Below are 19,192 nucleotides of genomic sequence, written 5' to 3'. Positions count from 1 at the left end.
GTCTAGCAAAATTCTTAAAAAACATGCGTGCTGGCCGCACATTGGGTTTATACTTCCACCAAGGCCTGCAGGTTTGGGGGTCCGGTTCTGGGGGAATCGGCGCCTGTTGGCACTGTGAAAAGGGGGAAACAGGCAGAATGCTTGGCCGCGACCGCAACCCAGTTCTTGCACCCACCCACGGTGTGCTGATGCCGGAGCAGCAGCCACCACCGATGCCGCAGGGAGCGCTCAACGCTGAGGCCGTGCCTGCGGCCCAGAAAGATCAGCCGCTGCCGCTGATCCGGGTGCTCATCCCGGTGGTGATGGTGGTGGCAATCGCTGCAGTGATGGGGCTGATGGTGGCCTCGGGGCGCCAGATGAGCCCGATGATGCTGGTCTTTCCTTTAATGATGTTGATTGGCATGGTCGCCATGTTCAACCCCACCGAGGGCAAAGGCGACATCGATGAGACCCGGCGCGTCTACCTGCGTCACTTGGACGCACTGGTGGGTCGCGCCCGCACCAATGCGGTGAAGCAGCGCGAACACTCCACGTTCGTACACCCCGCGCCGGGCGAGTTGGCTACGGGAGTTGCCTCGGAGCGGGTGTGGGAGCGAGGTGACACGCACCCACAGGCCCTCCAGGTCCGGCTGGGTACGGGCGCGACGGCGTTGGCCACCCCGGTGGAGGTGGATGATCCAGGCTCGCCGGAGGATCTGGACCCGGTGTGTGCAGTAAGTTTGCGGCGCACGGTGGCTGCCGTCAGCGCGGTGCATCAGATGCCGATTGTGGTGCAGCTGGCGGCGTTTCCGGCCATTACGTTGGCGGGCCCGCGCGCGGCGGAGGTGGCGGCCTCCATTGCGTGTCAACTGGCATTTTTCCACGGCCCAGAATTGGTGGGCATCGACGCTTCACGTGCACCATTTGCCTGGTCAAAGTGGTTGCCGCACGCCCGCAGACCAGAGCAGGCGCAGTGGCGCATTTCGCTTGTCGACGCCACGCTAACCCCCACTAGCGCCCTCCACACAGGCTCCGCCGCGGCCGCAGCCATGGCAGCGCACGAGAGCGACTGCGTGATCACCATCCACCCGGACCCGGACTACTTCGTGGACGAAGACGCCCTGCACCTGGTGTGCACGGACACAATCACGGCGCACACAGCAACCGGTGCGGAGCCGCTTGGCGTGCCGGATGACTTCCGTGATGTGGAAGCGCAGCACCTTGCCCGCCTGTTGGCGTTTTATCGTCGCCCGGAGGAATCCGCAGGCTCCGGTGGGGCGGACGTGTTGTCCATGTTGGGGTTGGACCGGCTGGATTCGGCGGATATGGAATCGATGTGGCCGGGCCGCGAAGGCACGCGCCAGCGCCTGACAGTGCCGATCGGTGCGACCCCGGACGGCCAGGCAGTGTTTCTGGATTTGAAGGAGGCCGCCCACGGTGGATCCGGGCCGCATGGTCTGTGCATTGGGGCAACAGGCAGTGGAAAGTCGGAATTGTTGCGGACCCTCGTTGTTGCCCTTGCTGCCACCCACTCGCCGGATGAGCTGAACCTGGTCCTGGTGGACTTTAAGGGTGGCGCGACCTTCCTTGGCTGTGAGGGCTTGCCGCACACCAGCGCCGTGATCACCAACTTGGAGGATGAGGCGGTGCTGGTGGAGCGTATGTATGACGCGCTGTCGGGTGAGATGCATCGCCGCCAAGAGCTGCTGCGCAAGGCTGGCAACTTTGCCAACATCACGGACTACACCGCGGAGCGGCTCGCGGGTACAGCCCGCGGCGCCAACTTGGAGCCGCTCCCGGCGCTGGTTGTGGTTGTCGATGAGTTCTCGGAGCTGCTGACCCAACACCCGCACTTTGCGGATCTGTTTGTGGCTATCGGCAGGTTGGGGCGCTCGCTTGGGGTGCATTTGCTGTTGGCCTCGCAGCGCCTGGAAGAGGGCAAGCTGCGCGGGCTGGATAGCCACCTGTCGTACCGCATCGGCTTGAAGACGTTTTCTGCCGCCGAGTCGCGCCAGGTGCTCGGTGTGCCGGACGCCTACGAGCTGCCCGGTGAGCCCGGTTCGGGATACCTCAAGGCCGGTGCGCCTCAGCTGACGCGTTTTCGCGCGGCCTACGTCTCAGGGCCGGTCACCCGCAGCGTGGTCACGCAGGCGCCGGTGGGGCCGGTCGTGGTGAGGCCGTTCCACGCCTGGGATGCCGAGCAGGAGGCGCTGGATAACCCACCAAAGCCGGAGACGGTCACGGAGACTGACACCTCTACAACGGTGGTGGATGCGGTGGTGGAAACCACCCGCAGGTTCGCCGAGGAGGCGGGCATGCGGGCACACCAGGTGTGGTTGCCGCCCTTGCCGGCGCAGTTGGAGCTTTCCGCGCTGCGTCCCGGTGAACACAACTTTGGCGCGCTACAGGTGCCGATGGGCCTGGTGGATGAGCCCTATCACCAGCGCCAGGACACCTTGCTGCTGGATTTAAGTGCTTCGGGTGGGCACGTGGCGTTGGCGGGTGCGCCGCAGACCGGCAAGTCGGAAGCGCTCAAAACCCTGGCGGCGTCGCTTGCGCTGACGCACACCACGGACCAGGTGGCGATCTACGCTATCGATGCTGGCAGCGGCGGGTTGTCAGACCTAGAGGTGCTGCCGCACGTCGCAGGTACGGCTACGCGTGGTGATGAGGAGAAGGTGCGCCGCATTGTCGATGAGTTGCTCGGCGTGATCGATGCTGAGGCCGAGCACCAGCAACAACCGACCCGCCACACGGTCCTGCTCGTGGACGGCTGGCACACGCTGCTGGCCACCGACTCCAAACTCGAAGACCTCCGCGATCCGCTCACCCGCATCGCCTCTGAAGGCCCGGCCGCCGGCATCCACCTGGTGCTGACAACCCAGCGCTGGAGCGCGGTCCGCTCCGGCGTCCGCGACCTAGTGGCCACCCGCTGGGAGATGAAACTCACCGAGCCGATGGACTCGCTGATTGACCGCAAGGTCCAAACCACCCTGCCAAACCGCCCCGGCATCGGCGTTACTCCAGCGGGCAAAGTCATGCTGATCGCCCGCACCACCGCGGAAGACCTCGCCCACATCGCCCAGGTCACCGCCACACAGCCGCGCGTGCCAAAGCTCAAGGTCCTTCCCGCTCACGTCAATGGGCTTGTGCTTATCGACGCCCCGCCGTCGCCCCCAACCACCCCCATCCCACTCGGCGTTGGTGGCCCACACTTGGAACCGGTGTGGTGCGCCTCCGGCCACGTGGTTGCAACCGGCGGGGCAGGGTGTGGAAAATCCACGTTCATCGCCACCGCCATCCGCGCCATCGAAGCACTGCCGCGCGAAGAGGCGCGGATGGTGATCCTCGACCCGCGCCGGGCACACCTGGGGCGCGCCAGCGACGACATGATCGCCGCTTATGGGGCGTCTTCAACCTCTATCGATGACGCGGTCAAGGCGCTGTGCCACACGTTGGCCTCGCGCCTGCCGGGGCCAGACATTTCGCCCTCTGAGCTAGCAGCACGCTCCTGGTGGCAGGGCCCAGAGTTGTACTTGGTGATCGATGACTTAGACCTAGTCAACGACGCGGTGCTGCGGGACCTCACCGAGTACATCCCGCACGCCCGCGACATCGGCTTGCACGTGATTTGTGCCAGAAAGCTGAGCGGGATCTCGCGCGCGCTCTTCGGCGGGTTTTTGGGCGCGGTTAAAGACATCCACCCGGACGCACTGGTCATGGACGGCACGCGCGATGAGGGCAGCGTCTTCGGGGTTCGTCCCGGCCCGCTTGCGCCGGGGCGCGCAACGCTTGTGCAACTGGGATCAACAGTCGGCGCCATCCAGGTTGCCGCACCATATGAAGAGGGGGAGGACCTATGAATCAGCTCATGAATCAGCTCAGCCAGCAGCAGCCAAAACTGCGCATCACGGTAACGGACGGATCGACCGTGTTTACCGGGGCGGCGAACCTACACCGTTTCGACGCACCGTCGGAACACGAAATTGTCGCCTACGCCAAAAACGTCCTCGGGCCGTTTCCAGAAGGCGCGCCTGTGCACATCACCGCGTCCGCGGAACGCTTAGCGCGCTTGGAGGCGGCGTTTGCGGACTATGACGTGGCGTTGACCTTGGAGGAGTTGGTGGGGGTTGGCGTGGACGTCGATAAGCAAGAGCCCAAAGAGCCCTTTGGAGTGGAAGAGGACTGGGAGCAAAACTGGCTGGTAGATGAGCCGGAAGAGCCGCTTGCAGAGCGCAGCCAGTGGCCGCTGTACTTGCTGGGTGCGGCGCTGGCGGCAGTCGTAGTGCTGGTGGGGTTCGGTGCGGTGTGGGCAATGCGTGCCTGGAACTCCCCGCCAGCGAGCGCCCAGGCGGAGCCGGTGCCGGCTACAACCGTGGTGACCACGAGCGAGGTGACCACGACGGAGCCTGCCCAGCCTGTTGAGCCACAAACAGTTGTGCTGGAACAAGACGGGCTGCGAGTGGAGTTGCCCGCCGGCTTTACCCTCGCTGAGGATGAGGACACGTGGCGCGCCACCGGCCTGGATCCAGATTTCCGCCTGCACATGGCGGTCGAGCAGCTGTACAACCTGCCCGCCCACACCATGGCTGAACAGGTCTTGCGCGACATTGAGGCAGACCCGGAAACGCAGCTTGTGGATACGGATGGCCACTCGCTGACCTACCTCGAATTTCCCGGCGACGGATCCGAGGTGCTGTGGAAGACCTGGCCGCACGACAACTACCAAATCTTCGTGGCCTGCCACACCCGCACCGCGCCGACCACCGTGCAGCAAGCAACGTGCCGCATGGCATTCGACTCCGCCGAATTCTCACCGCCCGCAGCGGGCTAAAACCAGGCCAAAACAGGGCGAGTTCCAAAAAATTTTTACACAGTTTCAGCAGGTCACGGGATTTCCAAAAAGTTTTTTGCAAAACGATGGAACCTGAAGGCCGTTTAGCCAGTCCAAATAAGTGAACAGTTCATCGCATACCGGCTGTTCTCACCTAACACCTACAAGGGGGAAACCACCATGAGCCAATTCAAGACCGAAGCCGACGTCATGCGCTCCACCGCGGACCACGCGGACAACGTCAACGCAGATGTCAACCGTGAAATCGACCGCATCCAGGATGTGGCGCAGTCCGTCCGCAGCTCCTGGGAGGGCCGCGCGCAGCAGAGCTTCGACCAGTTGATGGTTCGTTACGACGATGCCCAGCGCCGGTTGACGGAGGCACTCAGCGACATCTCCAACAACATCCGTGACAACGCAAAGAACTTCGAGAACACGGACGTGACCACCACCGACAACATCGACCGCATCGCCGCCACCCCGGGTCTGGCGCTGTAAACGAGCAGAGCAAACGAGTAGAGAAGGACTTTCAACATGCAGATCAAGTACAACTTCGCCCAGATCTCCAACACCGCGCAGGACATCCGCTCCTCCGCACAGCGCATCAATGGCCAGCTGGGGGACCTCAAAGACATCATCAAGCCGATGACGGACACCTGGGAGGGTGAGGCCCGCGATGCCTACTACGCGCACCAGGCCAAGTGGGACCAGGCCGCTGAGGACCTCAACCGCATCCTCAACCAGATCGCTGAGACTGTGGATGAGGGCAACAACCAGATGATGGCCGTCAACAACGCAGCAGCCAACAGCTGGGGCTAAACACTCATTACAGACTTCCCCTTGGTACACGGGTGATGGGGGCCGTGGACGCAAGGGGAACGGGGGAAAGGGGGGGATACAACAAAATATGGGGGAGGCGGCGCCTCGCACACTAGCCATAACGTTCATGAACTGCGGTTCGGCTGGTGGGCGGGGCGCTGCTCTTTTAGATTCTTTGGGGTTTTGGTGGATGAACCTCGGATGACGTAAGGTTATCCACCTGTGTGTCGTGCAGGCACCCATGTGTGGGTGTTGTGCGTGGTTGTCGTCGGGTCTCCACCGGCCGCCGTCGATAAGCAAGATGCACATGTTTGAACAGATTTGGCCGGCAGCCATCTAGACAGACTTTAAGGAGTCATGCATGTCTACTTACCACCCGAAGAGCGGTGACATTACCCGTAAGTGGTACGTCATCGACGCTACCGACGTGGTGCTGGGCAAGCTCGCTTCCACCGTTGCAGACATTCTGCGCGGTAAGCACAAGCCGCAGTACGCACCGAACGTTGACACCGGTGACCACGTCATTGTGATCAACGCTGACAAGATCCACATCTCGTCCAACAAGCGCGATCGTGAGATGCGCTACCGCCACTCCGGCTACCCGGGTGGTCTGAAGTCCATGACCCTCGGCCGCGCACTGGACGAGCGTCCGGACCGCGTGATCGAGGAAGCTGTGAAGGGCATGATGCCGCACAACAAGCTTTCCCGTCAGTCCATCAAGAAGCTTCACGTCTTCGTCGGCGAAGAGCACCCGTACGCTGCTCAGAAGCCGGAAACCTACGAGTTTAAGCAGGTGGCACAGTAATGACCGAGCAGAACAACTACACCGAGGAAACCGCAGCTGAGGCGCTCGACACCGACATCGACGCTGCTACCGCTGCAACCGAGGAGTTCAACTACACCATCGCCGACGCTATCGCTCCTGAGCAGGACGAGGCAGCCGAGGCAGTTGAGCCGGTGCAGCTGCACGAAGGCCCGATCCAGACCGTTGGTCGCCGTAAGCGTGCAATCGCTCGCGTCACCGTGGTCGAGGGCGAAGGCAAGATCACCGTTAACGGCCGCGAGTTCGAGGACTACTTCCCGAACAAGCTGCACCAGCAGGACATCCTGACCCCGCTGACGCTGCTGGAGCGCGAGGGCCAGTTCGACATCAAGGCCAACATCTCCGGTGGCGGCCCGACCGGCCAGTCCGGTGCTCTGCGCCTGGCTATCGCCCGCGCACTGAACATCTACAACCCGGCTGAGCGCACCACCCTGAAGAAGGCTGGCCTGCTCACCCGTGACGCTCGTGCAGTGGAGCGCAAGAAGGCTGGTCTGCACAAGGCACGTCGCGCACCGCAGTACTCCAAGCGTTAATCGCTGGCACTTACTGCAGTACGTACAAAACGCCGCAACCCGTTTCCTGGGTGGCGGCGTTTTTGCTTACCTGTGCTTGTCGGCTCCTCCCTGCATTAGGCGTTCTTGGCATGGTTGGCAATGATCCAACCCGCCACTATGCCTTGGCCGATCGTCGCGCCGGCGCCAGGGTAGACGGTGCCGAAAACATTCGCGGCCGTGTTGCCCTGTGCGTAGAGGCCGGGCACCGGGGAGCCGCTAGTACGCAACACGGTTGCGTTCTCATTCGTGGAAAGGCCACCGCAGGTACCCAGATCTGACAGCACCATACGTGCCGCATACAGCTTGCCGCTGAGTGGGCGCAGGTTGTTGTTCGGAACGTTCGTCGGGTCGCCGTAGTAGTTGTCATACAGCGAATCGCCGCGCCAGAACTGGGTATCTACACCCGCCTGGGCGTCCGCGTTAAAGGACTGCATTTGCTGGACAAAGCCTTCAACGGGCAGCCCAATCTTGGCGGCGAGCTCCTCCGGAGATGATGCTTCAACAATCACACCAGCGTCGTACCACTCCTGCGGGAACGGCATACGTGGGAAGATTTCCGAGGCAAACAGGTAAGAATCCTTATATGCCTTGTCAAAGATTAACCAGAGATCGTTGGCGCGGCCCTCTTCGCGCAGCGCCAGGGTGTGCTGGCCGAAGGTCATGTAATCAGTGGACTCGTTAATAAAGCGCTTGCCGTGCTCATCCACCATGAAGGATCCCGGAAGGGAACGCTCTGCAAGCATGATCTTCGGACTACTGCCGTCATCTGCAGGGGCGAGCGACGGGAACCACCATGCCTGATCCATGAAGCTAGTCTCCGCATCGACTTGGTCTACGGCGATGGAAATCAGGTCGCCAAAGTTGGCGTCATTTCCTAGCGTCATGTCAACTTTTAGGGTGGGGGACTGGAACCGCTGGCGCCAGTCCATGTTGTGTTCAAACCCGCCGCCGGCAAGCACCACGCCTCTGCGAGCTCGGATGGTGACGTCCTTGCCATCTTGGGAGGCTGTCACACCTGTGACGCGGCCTGCGTCGTCCTGCAACAGCCCAGTCATTGGGGTGCGGGTCCAGATAGGGATGTTGCGCTTTACACAACCGTGGAACAAGCCACCCGCTGTGGCCTGGCCGGTTGCTACATATTCGCGGCCGATGGCCAACCCACCGATGCCTTGGATGGTGCGCCACGCGGCTTGCGGCAGGGCCTTTACGGGCAGCTTGGTAATCAGGTTGAGGTACTTATAGTTCGCGCCGGTTGCCGGCATGGGGAATGAGGCTTCGATGGCTGGCGGGTGGAAGCGCCCCCGTTCGTCCCCAAGCTTTCGCAGATCAAACGGTTTCGCCTCACAGGTACGGCCGATAGCGGCACCACCGGGACGTTCAGGGTGGTAGTCGGAGTAGCCTTTTGCCCAAAACAGGTTCAGGTCTGTCAGCTCGTCCAACTTCTTGATTGCGGCCGGGCCCGCTTTTATTACCGCTTCCCAGCGTTCGCGTGGGGCGTCGTCACCGACCAGGTCGTTGACGTATTCCAGTCCACGTTCCACGGTGTCGTTGAAACCGTCGCGACGCAAGACGTGGTTTCCGGGTGCCCAAAAAGCACCACCGGACATGGAGGTGGAACCGCCGACGTATTCGCTTTTCTCAATGACCAGCACATCTAAGCCCAGATCATCGGCGTAGAGCGCAGTAGCCAAACCGGTACCGGAGCCGACGACTAGGACATCAACTTCAATATCGCGTGCGGTGGGACCTGAAGCGACATTCATGGATCTCTCCTTCGCAGTGTGTGAGTTGTTACCTTGACCCGCCATGCTACGGAAAAGAAGCAACGTGGATGTCGGCTGCTGTGAAGCGACACAGTCGAATGATGGGCCTGGGGCAGAAGGGGGCGTGCATAATGAAACGCATGACTCGACTCTTTGGAACTGATGGTGTCCGCGGCCTGGCTAATGAAGCGCTGACGGCCTCGATGGCACTGAAACTGGGGGCAGCGGCCGCAACCGTACTGACCAAGGATCGTCGCTCCGAGAGCCGCCGGCCGACTGCACTGATTGGCCGCGACCCGCGCGTATCCGGTGAGATGCTTGCTGCGGCGATGGCCGCCGGCATGGCCTCGAAGGGTGTGGATGTGCTGCGCGTTGGCGTTATCCCTACCCCGGGCCTGGCATTTCTTACCGATGACTACGGTGCAGACATCGGTGTTATGATCTCGGCGTCCCACAACCCGATGCCGGACAACGGCATCAAGTTCTTCTCCGCCGGCGGCAAGAAGCTGCCGGATGATGTGGAAGACGAGATTGAGGCTGCGATGGCGCAGCTGGATGAGACGGGTCCAACTGGTACCGGCATTGGCCGCGTCATTGAGGAAGCACCGGATGCCCAAGAGCGCTACCTGGCGCACCTGAAGGAGGCTGTGTCTACTGACCTGTCCGGTATCAAGGTTGTGGTGGACTGTGCCAACGGTGCGGCTTCCCAGGTAGCGCCGAAGGCGTACACGGCCGCGGGTGCTGAGGTGGTTGCCATCTTTAACAAGCCGAACGCTTTCAACATCAATGACGGTTCCGGTTCCACCCACATGGAGCAGATCCAGGAGGCTGTGGTGGAGCACGGCGCCGATATTGGCCTTGCCCACGATGGTGACGCGGATCGCTGCCTTGCAGTGGACGCCGAAGGCAACATCGTGGACGGCGACCAGATCATGGCAATCCTGGCTACCGGCATGAAGGAGCGCAACGCGCTGCACGACAACACGCTGGTGGCCACGGTGATGAGCAACCTTGGCCTGAAGCTGGCTATGGCGGAGCAGGGCATTGAGCTGAAAGAAACCGCAGTGGGCGACCGTTATGTGCTTGAAGAGCTCGGCTGTGGCGACTACTCGCTCGGTGGTGAGCAGTCCGGCCACCTGGTCATCCCGGCCCATGCCACGACTGGCGACGGCACGCTGACCGGCCTGAGCCTCATGGCACGCATGGCGGAAAGCGGCAAGAGCCTGGCGGAACTGGCAAGCGTGATGAAGGTGCTGCCGCAGGTGCTGATCAACGTACCGGTGTCTAACAAGGGCAAGATCATGGACGCAGTCGAGGTCCAGGAAGCCATCCGCGAGGCAGAAGCGGAGCTGGGTTCCTCCGGCCGCGTGCTGCTTCGCCCGTCCGGCACCGAGGAGCTTTTCCGCGTCATGGTGGAAGCTGCCGATGAGGAGCAGGCGCGCAAGGTCGCAGGCGCGCTGGCAGCGGTGGTCGCAGCTGTGTAGCGCAGCTCATCCTGGCCGCGAGGGCCTCATTTTTAGTCAGGTGTAGGTCCGCTCGGATCCCTGTATTGCCCGTGTAGAAAAATTTTTCTGCCGGGCAGGGAACCAGCGGGCCTTTTTCGCAGTCTGAATATGAGGAAGGATTTTTCAATACCAGGATTGGGGGTTTGCGCATGGAGGCACATTGGGGCCCAGAGCTTGATACAGACGAGCTGCGCTCACGCTTCGGCGCGGCGATGGCAACGTATGAAGAGACCGCGGCGCAACTAAACCGGGAAAAGGTAGACGTGCGTGCTGTTGACTTCGGCGAGGGGTTTGCCGTCCAGGGGGCGCGGATTGTGAGCGCGCTGGAAACCCTCCACGGCACAACGCTGTCCTACCTTGATAACCGCAGGGGCACGTGGAACAGCATCTTGGCGCTGGTGGATGACGTGGAAAACCAGGATGGGTCTGGTGCCGGAGCCTTTAGCGGGGTGAGTGGGCTGTGAGTACGGCAACAAACGGCAGCGTGCTGCTCACGCTCGGCCGAGAGATCAAAAACGTGGTGAGGTTGTTGGACAACTCACCACAGGTGCGTGCTGATCAGCGTGCGCACGCAGCGTCATTGGCAGCGGATCTGATGCTGCTGCTGAACAAATCCGAGGGGCAAGATTTGCGCACGTTTCTTGCCGCGGCAGATGCATTGCGCGGCATTGGGTTGGCGCTAGCACCGCAGGCGGGCCTGTTGCCGGAGCCTGGGTTTGCAAGGCGCTGGTTTGAAAACGAAGGCATCGCGGAGCGCGAGCGTACTGATGTGAAGTTGGAGAAGGAACACTTTGCTCGTCGAGACGAGGTGGCTACCCGCATTGAGCAGTGCTGCTCCTGCATCGAAACGGTGCAGGAGTCTACAAAGGTTGGTGTGGAGCTGCTTCTCCAGCCACCCGCAGAGATGCTAAAGACGCTGCTGAGGGCGGGGTTTAGCAATCTCGTTCCGACTGCAGCGGATTTGGTGATCAATGCAATGCGCGGCTCGGTTGAAACCTTGCAAGACTGCAACAACACGGTAGAAATCGCCCTGGATGAAATTGCGAACAATATCTGCACTGCCGCAGAAACACAGCCCCAGGCGCCGGTGCAGTATGGCAATTGTGCGTGCCCGCCTTCTGTGCCTGTGCTCAAGCCGGAACCCCAAGCAGACCCCTGCCCACAGCCGGCGCCTCAAGCAGATCCCTGCCCGCCTTCGGCACCAGCGCCTGGACCGGCACCAGCGCCACAACCAGCTCCGGTGCCTGCACCACCACCGGCGCCGGAGGGCGGTGTCGCTGACGTAGCCAAGCAGGTGATCCCTACCTTGGAGAGGCTGACCCAGGTTGTGCCTGCTTCCGTGAATATGCCGGTGAATGTGCCAGTGAACCTGCAGTTTGATTTCACACTCAATGGCGGGATCAATACCAACGTGAATCTGGGGCAGGGGCTGGAAACCGTTGCTAGCTCTTTGACAAACACGGTGGGGTGCGACGTCACTTCCCAGTTCCAGCCGCAGCCTGCACCCGAGTGTGCACCGGCCAAGGTTGCTTGCGGCCCGCTTGGTCAGATGGGTGTCGCTGCGGTGCTGGGATGCATTGAGTTCTTCGCTGAAACACTGACCGAATCGGCGCACTGCGTCTGTGGTGAGCAGTGCTGCACGCCACCAGCACCTGAACCAACCCCTGAACCAACCCCGCCGCCTACCCCCGCTCCGGAGCCGACTCCTACGCCACCACCGGCGCCACCACCTGCGCCAACTCCGCAGCCGCCGGTGGGTGATGGGGTAATTACGCCTCCTCCACATCTAGCAGATGTGCCGGAACCGACACCTCCTCAGGAAAAACTTGGAATGATGAACACACAGGCTGCTTCACACAGCTCGGACACGGGGGGTCCACAGGAAACTTCGGCCCCTAAACCGGCACCGAATCAGCCGCACGTGCCAAACACGGACGAAAATTGGGGGAGCAAAAAGGTGGGTGAGTGGTAATGGATTTCGCCGAGTTTGCTGAAAAGTATCAGCGTCGTACTGCGAAACGATTGCAGGATTTTGAGGCGGCGATCAGAGCTGCGCAGCGCACAATGGAGGTCACTGCGCAGCAGCACGCAATTGCACGTGAGCTGTATCCGCAGCGTCCTGTGTATATCCCGCGCGGGGATTACACCTTGCCGCGCAAGGTGTATGAGAAACAGAGGCAGGGCCAGGTGCGTTCGGTGCTGCGGCGGGAAGGCCCCGGCACTGAGTCCGAAAAGCCAGACAGCTAAAGCCGGCTAGGTGTACTTCCTTGGAGGTTCGGAGGAGCCGGGTGAAAGAGGCCTGCAGCAGCGGTTAATGCTGGCGGCGGCCGTCCAAGGGCGAATTCGACGAGGCTGGACCCGGGTACGGCCACCTTGGTATCGACCGCCGTACGCCAGCTCGTGGTGTCGGTGACAGCCGCGAGATTCGAGTGCAGCACGGCCTGCAGAGCAGTGTGCAGTGTTTTCGCATCCACGGATCCGGCGGCAAAGACCGGGGCGTCTTCGGAGAGCTCGTGGTGGATCACGGTGACAGGAACATTGTTCTTACCAGCGATGGTGATGGCGTCGATGGTGACGGCCAGTGCCTGGTTGCGGGGCGGGGACTGGATTTCCATGTGGCCGTCGAAATATTCATTGGCTTGGCCTGCGCTGCGCTGGGCTTGCCCAGGTCGCGCTCGGCTTGCGCTGGGCTTTTGCAATGCCTGCTAGTGGACGGCGGGATACTCCTAGCAGACAATGAAAACCGCCCTCCATTTCCCCAGGTGAAATGTGGAGACTTTCGGCCATTTTTGCGTTGTATGCTAGGAGCCCGTCCGCCCTCCTAGCAGATAAACGTTATGTCAAGTAGAAGGCAAGTAGAAAGCGAGCAGAGGGCAAGCAGAAGCCAGCGCGAGGCAAGCAAAGGCAAGCAAAGGCAAGCAGAAGCCGACACAAGCAAGCAGAAGCCGACACAAGCCAGCTAGAACAGGGAGAACTTGCTGTCGTCGCGGGCGATGCCTGCGGCCTCAGCAAGGTCTTCACCGATGAGGGAGTCCACGTTCTTGCCGGTGGCTTCCGCATCCGAAAACGCGGCGTATTTCTTCTCGCCGGCAAGCTTGTGCAGCAAAAAGCCGGTGAGCAGTGCGCGGGTGGTTTCCTGGTTCTTCTTGTCATTAGAGCCAAGGCCCAGCAAGCGGATGCCCAGGCCGTCTTCGGAAAAGCCCTGCTGCGATGCTTTCTTCACCGTCCGGTAGGACACTTGGCCGGCCCAGTTGTAGGCAAGCTTGGCGGGGTTGCCGGGGTTGAACAGGGAGTTGGCGTCCTCGCCAGGGCCCACGATCAGGCCGGGCACGTACACGCGGCGCGCCGCCTCAACGGCAGACGGCGCCACGTTTGCCGGGTAGAGTGCTGCCACTGCGCGGACCTTGTCGTTGCCAACGGCTGTCAGTACTGCGGCGCCGCCGCCCATGCCGTGGCCAGCAACACCCAACTTGCCCGGGGAGACGGTGACCTCGCCGTCACCCATACGCACCCCGGCAAGGATCTGGAGTGTGGTTTCCAAATCGGCGGCAAACCCAGCGTGGTCCGGGCTCAAGCCGGTTTCAGTATCAGGTGCCGCCACCACGATGCCCCAGCTGGCAAGGTGGCGAAGCGTCTCGGTGTATGCACCGATGTCGCGGCGCCAGCCGTGACCGAACGCTACCGCCGGCAGGTCCTTGCCTTTGGCAGGCGCGTAGACCTTGCCGGGCAGGCCGGTGTGGCCCAGGTCGCCCTCCATCACACGGTGTGGGCCGCGCTTGGACAGTTCTGAAAGTTGCTTCAAGTTCGCAGACACACGGGCAACTCTACTTGATTTGGCATATGTTTCTGCCGGAAAGCCGCGTAGGGTGGCATGGATGCTAGGCGCCTTATCACTTGCTTTTATTGACTCGGTCAACCTGCTGCTGATTGCAGTCATCGTGGCCGTGGGCATTGTGGCGCCTCGGGAAAACCGCAGATATGCCAAGGTCACAGGTCTGCTGATCGCGGGTGATTGGCTGGGGGTTGCATCGCTTGCGGCGCTGATGCTGCTGATTTTCGACGGCCTCGGTGACACCGTCCAACGCTTCGTCGAGGGCCCAGTGTTCGGCATTTTGCTGATTGTCACCGGCGTTGTCACTGGTCTTTTGGCGCTTCGGGGCGGGGATAACGCCGGTCTTGTGCAGAAGGTGATGGGGCCGTTGGCGGTGCCGTCGATAAGCACAGTGCTCACGGGTGTGGTGCTGGGGCTGGTGCAGTCGGCGACCTCGGTGCCGTTTTATGGCGGGCTGGCGCTGCTGTCGGCCGCTGGCATCGAGCCGGTGCAGCGCTACGCGGCGATTCCGCTGTACGCCACGGTTGCACTGTCGCTGCCCACGCTGTGTGCCCTGCTGGTGGGGTGGGTGCGCGCGAAGCCGAACTCTGCTGCCGGGCGCGCGTTTGCGTGGGCGCGGGCGAACCCAAAAACTGTGTCGCTGGCCGCAACGTGGGCGGTGTCGGTGATGCTGATCGCGCTCGGCGCGCTGCACCTGCTGTAATGAACGCATGAGTTTGACTGCTCGCATTGATCTTGACGCGATCGCGCACAACACCCGCTTGCTGAAACGCCAGGCAGGCGACGCGAATCTGGTGTGCATTGTCAAAGCAGACGCCTACAACCACGGGGTTGTGCGCTGCGTGCCGGTGATGGAGGCCAACGGTGCGGACGCCTTCGGGGTGGCCACGCTCGCCGAGGCCCGAGAGGTCCGCGCGCTGACCCGCCTGCCGGTGATGTGCTGGCTGTGGGACCCGAGCGACGACATCCCGGAAGGCATCGAGCTCGCTGCCCCCACGATGGAGCATTTGCTCAGGCTTATCGACGCCCCGTTTACCCCCACCACGTACCTCAAAGTGGAAACCGGCATGCATCGCTCCGGCTTCGATGAAAGCGCGTGGGATGAGGTCTTCGCACTGGCTGCTGAGGCGGAGCAGGCCGGGCGCATCCGCGTCAAGGGGCTGATGAGCCACCTGGCCTATGCGGATAATCCGCAAGATCCCTACACCGATACGCAGGCGGAGCAGTTTCGTGCCGCAATCAACCGTGGTCGCGCGGCGGGCCTGGAGCTTTCCTGTAACCACCTGGCTAACACAGCGGCGACGTGGACGCGCCCGGACCTGCACTTTGACCAGGTCCGCCCCGGGGTCAGCCTGTACGGCATAGATCCGATCGTTGGTGCAGGTACGGGTCAGGGTGCGAGTGCAGATAAGGGACTGCGTCCGGCGATGTCGTGGGTGGCTGACATTTTGGCGGTCAAGCGCATCGGCAAGGGCGATCCAGTCAGCTACGGGTTGACATGGCACGCGCCGCACGATGGCTTTACGGCCGTGGTTCCTGCTGGTTACGCCGATGGTGTGTCGCGCGCGTGGCAGCCGCACCTGCAGATCACGGTCCGCGGCACACGCTACCCGGTGGTGGGGCGCGTGTGCATGGACCAGATGGTGATCTGGTTGGGTGCTAACGAGGAGGGGGTCACGGCTGGTGAGAGGGCCGTGATCTTCGGCCCTGGCGGGATGAGCGCAACCGAGCTTGCTGGCCGCATTGGCACCATTGACTATGAGGTGTTGTGCTCACCAAAGGGCCGCACCCGCCGCGAATACTGCTGATCGAGCTGATCGAGCACTGCTGAAAGGAATGCAATGAAAGCGTCATTTCCCGCTGAGGGCAGCCGCGTGTGTGAGGATGCAGCTGCAACGCAGGCGTTGGGCCGCGAACTGGGAGCCGCGCTGGAGGCCGGCGACGTGGTGATTTTGGACGGCCCGTTGGGTGCCGGTAAGACCACCCTGACCCAGGGGATCGCCGCTGGGATGCAGGTCAAGGGGCGTGTGACTAGCCCAACGTTTGTGATTGCCCGCGAGCACCGCTCCACCGTGGGCGGGCCAAACCTGGTGCATGTGGACGCCTACCGCTTGGTTGGTGAGGGCGGCAGCGGGGACCCGCTGGGGGAGCTGGATGCCTTGGACTTGGATACGGATTTGGATGACGCGGTGGTTGTCGCCGAGTGGGGCGGGGGACTGGTGGAGCAGATCGCGTCGAAGTACCTGCTTATCAAGCTGGATCGGGAAACACTGTTTAAGCAAGACCCGGAATCTGAGGGCCGCGTGATCACCTGGTTCACTGCGTGTGGCGGCGGGTTGTAGGCTTGGGCGCATGCTGAATCTCTCCAACACGCAGCGCAATTGGGTCGTCCTTGCTATCGCAGCCTGGATTGTTGCCCTCATCGGTCTGATTTTTATCCCGCAGTCTCGCCCTGAGGCCGCGGAGGTGAAGATCGCCCCGACCAACTCGTTGACCACCTCCCTTGCGGGTGCGCGCCCCAACAGCGGTGCTGTGGTAGCGAACCTGGTCAACCCGGCATTGGTCTATGACACCAACACGTACTCCGCCTACACCATCCTGTGCCCGAATGAGCCGCCAGAGTTGATCAACGCCAAGCTGGAGGCGTTCGAACTTGACCCGGCCCTGGACCTGAACGGCCGCTACGGCTACGTGTTGCTGTTGCCGCACGATGTGGAGGCCCCGGTGAGCTTGGACCAGGTTGCGCTCAATGACATCAACATCTGCACCACCCCGCACACTGAGACCTACCCGCTGGATGCTGGTATGCCGTTCTTCTACTCGGACGGCCAGTGGCAGCTGGGTATCGCGCAGTAATGCCTGATCTGAAGTTCGTTCTGGCAATTGATACCGCGACGGATGAGCTGGTCGTTGGTGTTGCCAAGCGCGGTGAAGACGGGGCGGTCACCGTTTTGGCGGAGTCCGCCCAGGCTACCCGTGCCCACAATGAGCTGCTGGTTCCCACCGTCGAGGCGACGTTGCAGGAAGCAGGCGTAACCTATGCGGATCTTGACGCCGTGGTGGTTGGCTGCGGGCCTGGCCCGTTTACCGGCCTGCGCGTAGGCATGGCGTCGGCTTCCGCGTTTGCGCAGGCGCTGAAGATCCCTGTTTATGGCGTGGTTACGCACGACGCGACGGGGCTGACCGTTGATACCCCCTCCTGCCTGGTGGTCACGGATGCGCGCCGCCGCGAGGTCTACTGGGCTCACTATGAGCGCGGTCACCGCGTGGCTGGCCCGGGCGTGTGCGCGCCTTCTGCGGTGCCGGTTGATTCGGTGGACGTGCTCAGCTGCCCGGAGCAGCTCCGGGACCAGCTGACGGTCACCGCCAGCGAGGTCACTTACCTCGGCCCGCGCACGGCAGGCCTGATTGCGGCTGCGGACTTTGATGCCCCGCCGGCCCCGCTGGTGCCGCTGTATCTGCGCAGGCCCGATGCGATGCCGCCCAAATGATCTTCAGGGAGCTTGTGCTTAGCGACGCTACACGGGTCGCCCACATCGAAGCCGACCTCTTCGCCGACGACAATCCATGGTCGCGCGACGCTTTTGTGGCCGAGTTCGCCGCACCGCACACGTTTTACGTCGGGGCGTTTGTGCCCGATGAGGAAACCGGGGAAGAGCTTCTGGTTGGCTACGCAGGCCTAGCCATGCTGGGCCCGCGCACTGACCCGGAATTTGAAGTACACACCATCGGCGTGGACCGCGCATACCAAGGCAAAGGCATTGGACGTGCGCTGATGGACCAGCTCGTGCACACCGCGGATCTTCTGGGTGGGCCGATCTTTTTGGAGGTCCGCACCGACAACACCCCCGCGATCGCACTGTATGAAAGCTACGGTTTTTACACCCTTGCCACCCGAAAAGCCTACTATCAGCCCTCTGGGGCGGATGCGTTTACCATGACCCGACCCGCCACGAAAGGTGATTCCCAATGATTGTCCTTGGTATTGAGTCCTCGTGTGATGAGACGGGCGTGGGCATTGTGCGTCTGGAAGCAGACGGTGCGATGACCATCCTTGCGGACAAGGTTGCCTCTTCTATGGAGGAGCATGCCGTCTTCGGTGGCGTGGTGCCCGAGATCGCCTCGCGCGCACATTTGGAGGCGATGCCGCAGGTGATGGATGCCGCGCTGGCAGAAGCCGGCATTGAAAAACCCGATGCGGTGGCGGCCACGGTTGGCCCGGGCCTAGCCGGGGCGCTGTTGGTGGGCGCGTCTGCAGCGAAAGCGTACGCCGCGGCCTGGGGCGTGCCGTTCTACGGCGTCAACCACCTGGGCGGCCACGTGGCGGTGGCCAACCTGGAAGGGGAGGGCGAGCTGCCGCACTCCATCGCGCTGCTGGTCTCCGGCGGTCACACGCAACTGCTTGAGGTGGATGCCGTTGGCAAACCCATGCGCGAGCTGGGCTCCACGCTTGATGACGCAGCCGGTGAAGCCTACGACAAGGTCGCGCGTCTTTTGGGGTTGGGGTATCCGGGTGGGCCGGTCGTCGATAAGCAAAGTGCCCTTGGGGAACCGAACATTGCGCTGCCGCGAGCCCTGACCAAGGCTGAGGACATGCGCGGCGAGCACCGCTACAACTTTTCGTTCTCTGGGCTCAAGACCGCGGTGGCGCGCTACGTGGAATCGACCGAGGAGTACTCCGTGCCGGACGTGTGCGCATCCTTCCAGGAGGCGGTGTGTGACGTGCTGACCATGAAAGCGGTGCTGGCCTGCGAGGATACTGGCGCGCGCACGCTGCTTCTCGGCGGCGGTGTGGCGGCGAACTCGCGGCTGCGTGAGCTGGCGCAGCAGCGTTGTGCCGAGCGCGGCATTGAGCTTCGTGTGCCGCGGTTTGGCCTGTGCACGGATAACGGCGTGATGATTGCGGCGCTTGCCGCCCAGCTGATTCATGAGGGGGCGCAGCCCTCCGGTCTGGACGCGGCGACCGATACGTCGCTTGAGGTGGAAGTCCCGCTGGTGTAGCGGCCTCATCTGGCGCCCGGCAGAGTTAGCGAGCGGGATTGCCTTTGTGCAGTTAGCCTGTTGTGGATTCATGCTTTGCCTG

Annotated in this window: 20 protein-coding genes; 17 read left to right on the top strand and 3 right to left on the bottom strand. The window is 62.3% G+C overall.

Features of this window, described 5'->3' with window-relative positions:
* Window positions 1–137 precede the first annotated feature (137 nt).
* The 6 genes from eccCa to rpsI all read left to right on the top strand — a co-directional run bounded on the left by eccCa (window position 138) and on the right by rpsI (window position 6,988).
* Window positions 138–3,842, top strand: a complete 3,705-nt coding sequence (gene eccCa, locus AK829_RS07805) for a type VII secretion protein EccCa (RefSeq protein WP_052205347.1) — start codon at window positions 138–140, stop codon at window positions 3,840–3,842.
* Complete coding sequence (locus AK829_RS07800) at window positions 3,839–4,813, top strand: type VII secretion-associated protein (RefSeq protein WP_052205346.1); 975 nt, start codon at window positions 3,839–3,841, stop codon at window positions 4,811–4,813. Before eccCa ends, AK829_RS07800 begins: the two co-directional genes overlap by 4 nt.
* Before the next feature lie 180 nt (window positions 4,814–4,993).
* Window positions 4,994–5,311, top strand: a complete 318-nt coding sequence (locus AK829_RS07795; protein WP_052205345.1) for a WXG100 family type VII secretion target — start codon at window positions 4,994–4,996, stop codon at window positions 5,309–5,311.
* A 36-nt stretch (window positions 5,312–5,347) separates the two neighbouring features.
* Complete coding sequence (locus AK829_RS07790; RefSeq protein ID WP_052205344.1) at window positions 5,348–5,632, top strand: WXG100 family type VII secretion target; 285 nt, start codon at window positions 5,348–5,350, stop codon at window positions 5,630–5,632.
* A gap of 361 nt (window positions 5,633–5,993) precedes the next feature.
* Window positions 5,994–6,437 (top strand): 50S ribosomal protein L13, encoded by a 444-nt coding sequence (rplM, locus tag AK829_RS07785; RefSeq protein WP_052205343.1) that lies wholly within the window; start codon window positions 5,994–5,996, stop codon window positions 6,435–6,437.
* Window positions 6,437–6,988, top strand: coding sequence for a 30S ribosomal protein S9 (rpsI, locus tag AK829_RS07780; RefSeq protein ID WP_052205342.1), 552 nt, complete (start codon window positions 6,437–6,439; stop codon window positions 6,986–6,988). Before rplM ends, rpsI begins: the two co-directional genes overlap by 1 nt.
* A 95-nt stretch (window positions 6,989–7,083) precedes the next feature.
* Here the strand turns inward: rpsI and AK829_RS07775 are convergent, their stop codons facing one another.
* Entirely contained in the window at window positions 7,084–8,772 is a 1,689-nt protein-coding gene (locus AK829_RS07775) for an FAD-dependent oxidoreductase (RefSeq protein ID WP_052205341.1), read from the bottom strand.
* 140 nt (window positions 8,773–8,912) lie between these two features.
* On the opposite strand from AK829_RS07775, the gene glmM reads away from it, so the two are divergent.
* The 4 genes from glmM (at window position 8,913) to AK829_RS07755 (ending at window position 12,524) form a co-directional block, all read left to right on the top strand.
* A complete protein-coding gene (gene glmM / locus AK829_RS07770) occupies window positions 8,913–10,256 on the top strand; it encodes a phosphoglucosamine mutase (RefSeq protein ID WP_052206453.1) in 1,344 nt (447 codons plus the stop codon).
* A gap of 170 nt (window positions 10,257–10,426) precedes the next feature.
* Complete coding sequence (locus AK829_RS07765; protein WP_052205340.1) at window positions 10,427–10,741, top strand: hypothetical protein; 315 nt, start codon at window positions 10,427–10,429, stop codon at window positions 10,739–10,741.
* A complete protein-coding gene (locus tag AK829_RS12505; RefSeq protein WP_052205339.1) occupies window positions 10,738–12,249 on the top strand; it encodes a superantigen-like protein SSL4 in 1,512 nt (503 codons plus the stop codon). Before AK829_RS07765 ends, AK829_RS12505 begins: the two co-directional genes overlap by 4 nt.
* Complete coding sequence (locus AK829_RS07755) at window positions 12,249–12,524, top strand: hypothetical protein (RefSeq protein WP_083439795.1); 276 nt, start codon at window positions 12,249–12,251, stop codon at window positions 12,522–12,524. Before AK829_RS12505 ends, AK829_RS07755 begins: the two co-directional genes overlap by 1 nt.
* On the opposite strand, the gene AK829_RS07750 is transcribed toward AK829_RS07755, so the two are convergent.
* Window positions 12,521–12,976 (bottom strand): hypothetical protein, encoded by a 456-nt coding sequence (locus AK829_RS07750; protein ID WP_198147756.1) that lies wholly within the window; start codon window positions 12,974–12,976, stop codon window positions 12,521–12,523. The genes AK829_RS07755 and AK829_RS07750 overlap by 4 nt on opposite strands.
* Before the next feature lie 260 nt (window positions 12,977–13,236).
* A complete protein-coding gene (locus AK829_RS07745; protein ID WP_052205336.1) occupies window positions 13,237–14,091 on the bottom strand; it encodes a poly(ethylene terephthalate) hydrolase family protein in 855 nt (284 codons plus the stop codon).
* A 61-nt stretch (window positions 14,092–14,152) separates the two neighbouring features.
* Here AK829_RS07745 and AK829_RS07740 point away from each other — a divergent pair, with 61 nt between their 5' ends.
* The 7 genes from AK829_RS07740 to tsaD are packed head-to-tail and all read left to right on the top strand — an operon-like array spanning window position 14,153 to window position 19,110.
* Complete coding sequence (locus tag AK829_RS07740; RefSeq protein ID WP_052205335.1) at window positions 14,153–14,812, top strand: hypothetical protein; 660 nt, start codon at window positions 14,153–14,155, stop codon at window positions 14,810–14,812.
* 7 nt (window positions 14,813–14,819) lie between these two features.
* Entirely contained in the window at window positions 14,820–15,917 is a 1,098-nt protein-coding gene (gene alr, locus AK829_RS07735; protein ID WP_052205334.1) for an alanine racemase, read from the top strand.
* A 33-nt stretch (window positions 15,918–15,950) separates the two neighbouring features.
* Entirely contained in the window at window positions 15,951–16,451 is a 501-nt protein-coding gene (tsaE, locus tag AK829_RS07730) for a tRNA (adenosine(37)-N6)-threonylcarbamoyltransferase complex ATPase subunit type 1 TsaE (RefSeq protein ID WP_052205333.1), read from the top strand.
* A gap of 10 nt (window positions 16,452–16,461) precedes the next feature.
* Window positions 16,462–16,965 carry a hypothetical protein gene (locus AK829_RS07725; RefSeq protein WP_052205332.1) on the top strand — a complete coding sequence of 168 codons (504 nt, stop codon included), beginning with the start codon at window positions 16,462–16,464 and terminating at the stop codon, window positions 16,963–16,965.
* Entirely contained in the window at window positions 16,965–17,600 is a 636-nt protein-coding gene (tsaB, locus tag AK829_RS07720; protein WP_052205331.1) for a tRNA (adenosine(37)-N6)-threonylcarbamoyltransferase complex dimerization subunit type 1 TsaB, read from the top strand. Before AK829_RS07725 ends, tsaB begins: the two co-directional genes overlap by 1 nt.
* Window positions 17,597–18,082 carry a ribosomal protein S18-alanine N-acetyltransferase gene (gene rimI / locus AK829_RS07715; RefSeq protein WP_052205330.1) on the top strand — a complete coding sequence of 162 codons (486 nt, stop codon included), beginning with the start codon at window positions 17,597–17,599 and terminating at the stop codon, window positions 18,080–18,082. Before tsaB ends, rimI begins: the two co-directional genes overlap by 4 nt.
* Window positions 18,079–19,110, top strand: a complete 1,032-nt coding sequence (tsaD, locus tag AK829_RS07710) for a tRNA (adenosine(37)-N6)-threonylcarbamoyltransferase complex transferase subunit TsaD (RefSeq protein WP_052205329.1) — start codon at window positions 18,079–18,081, stop codon at window positions 19,108–19,110. Before rimI ends, tsaD begins: the two co-directional genes overlap by 4 nt.
* The last annotated feature ends 82 nt before the right edge of the window (window positions 19,111–19,192 follow it).

This window comes from Corynebacterium riegelii, assembly GCF_001263755.1.
Classification (GTDB): Bacteria; Actinomycetota; Actinomycetes; order Mycobacteriales; family Mycobacteriaceae; genus Corynebacterium; species Corynebacterium riegelii.
Note: the sequence above shows the minus strand (reverse complement) of the source record. Positions and strands in the feature narration are given on the sequence as shown.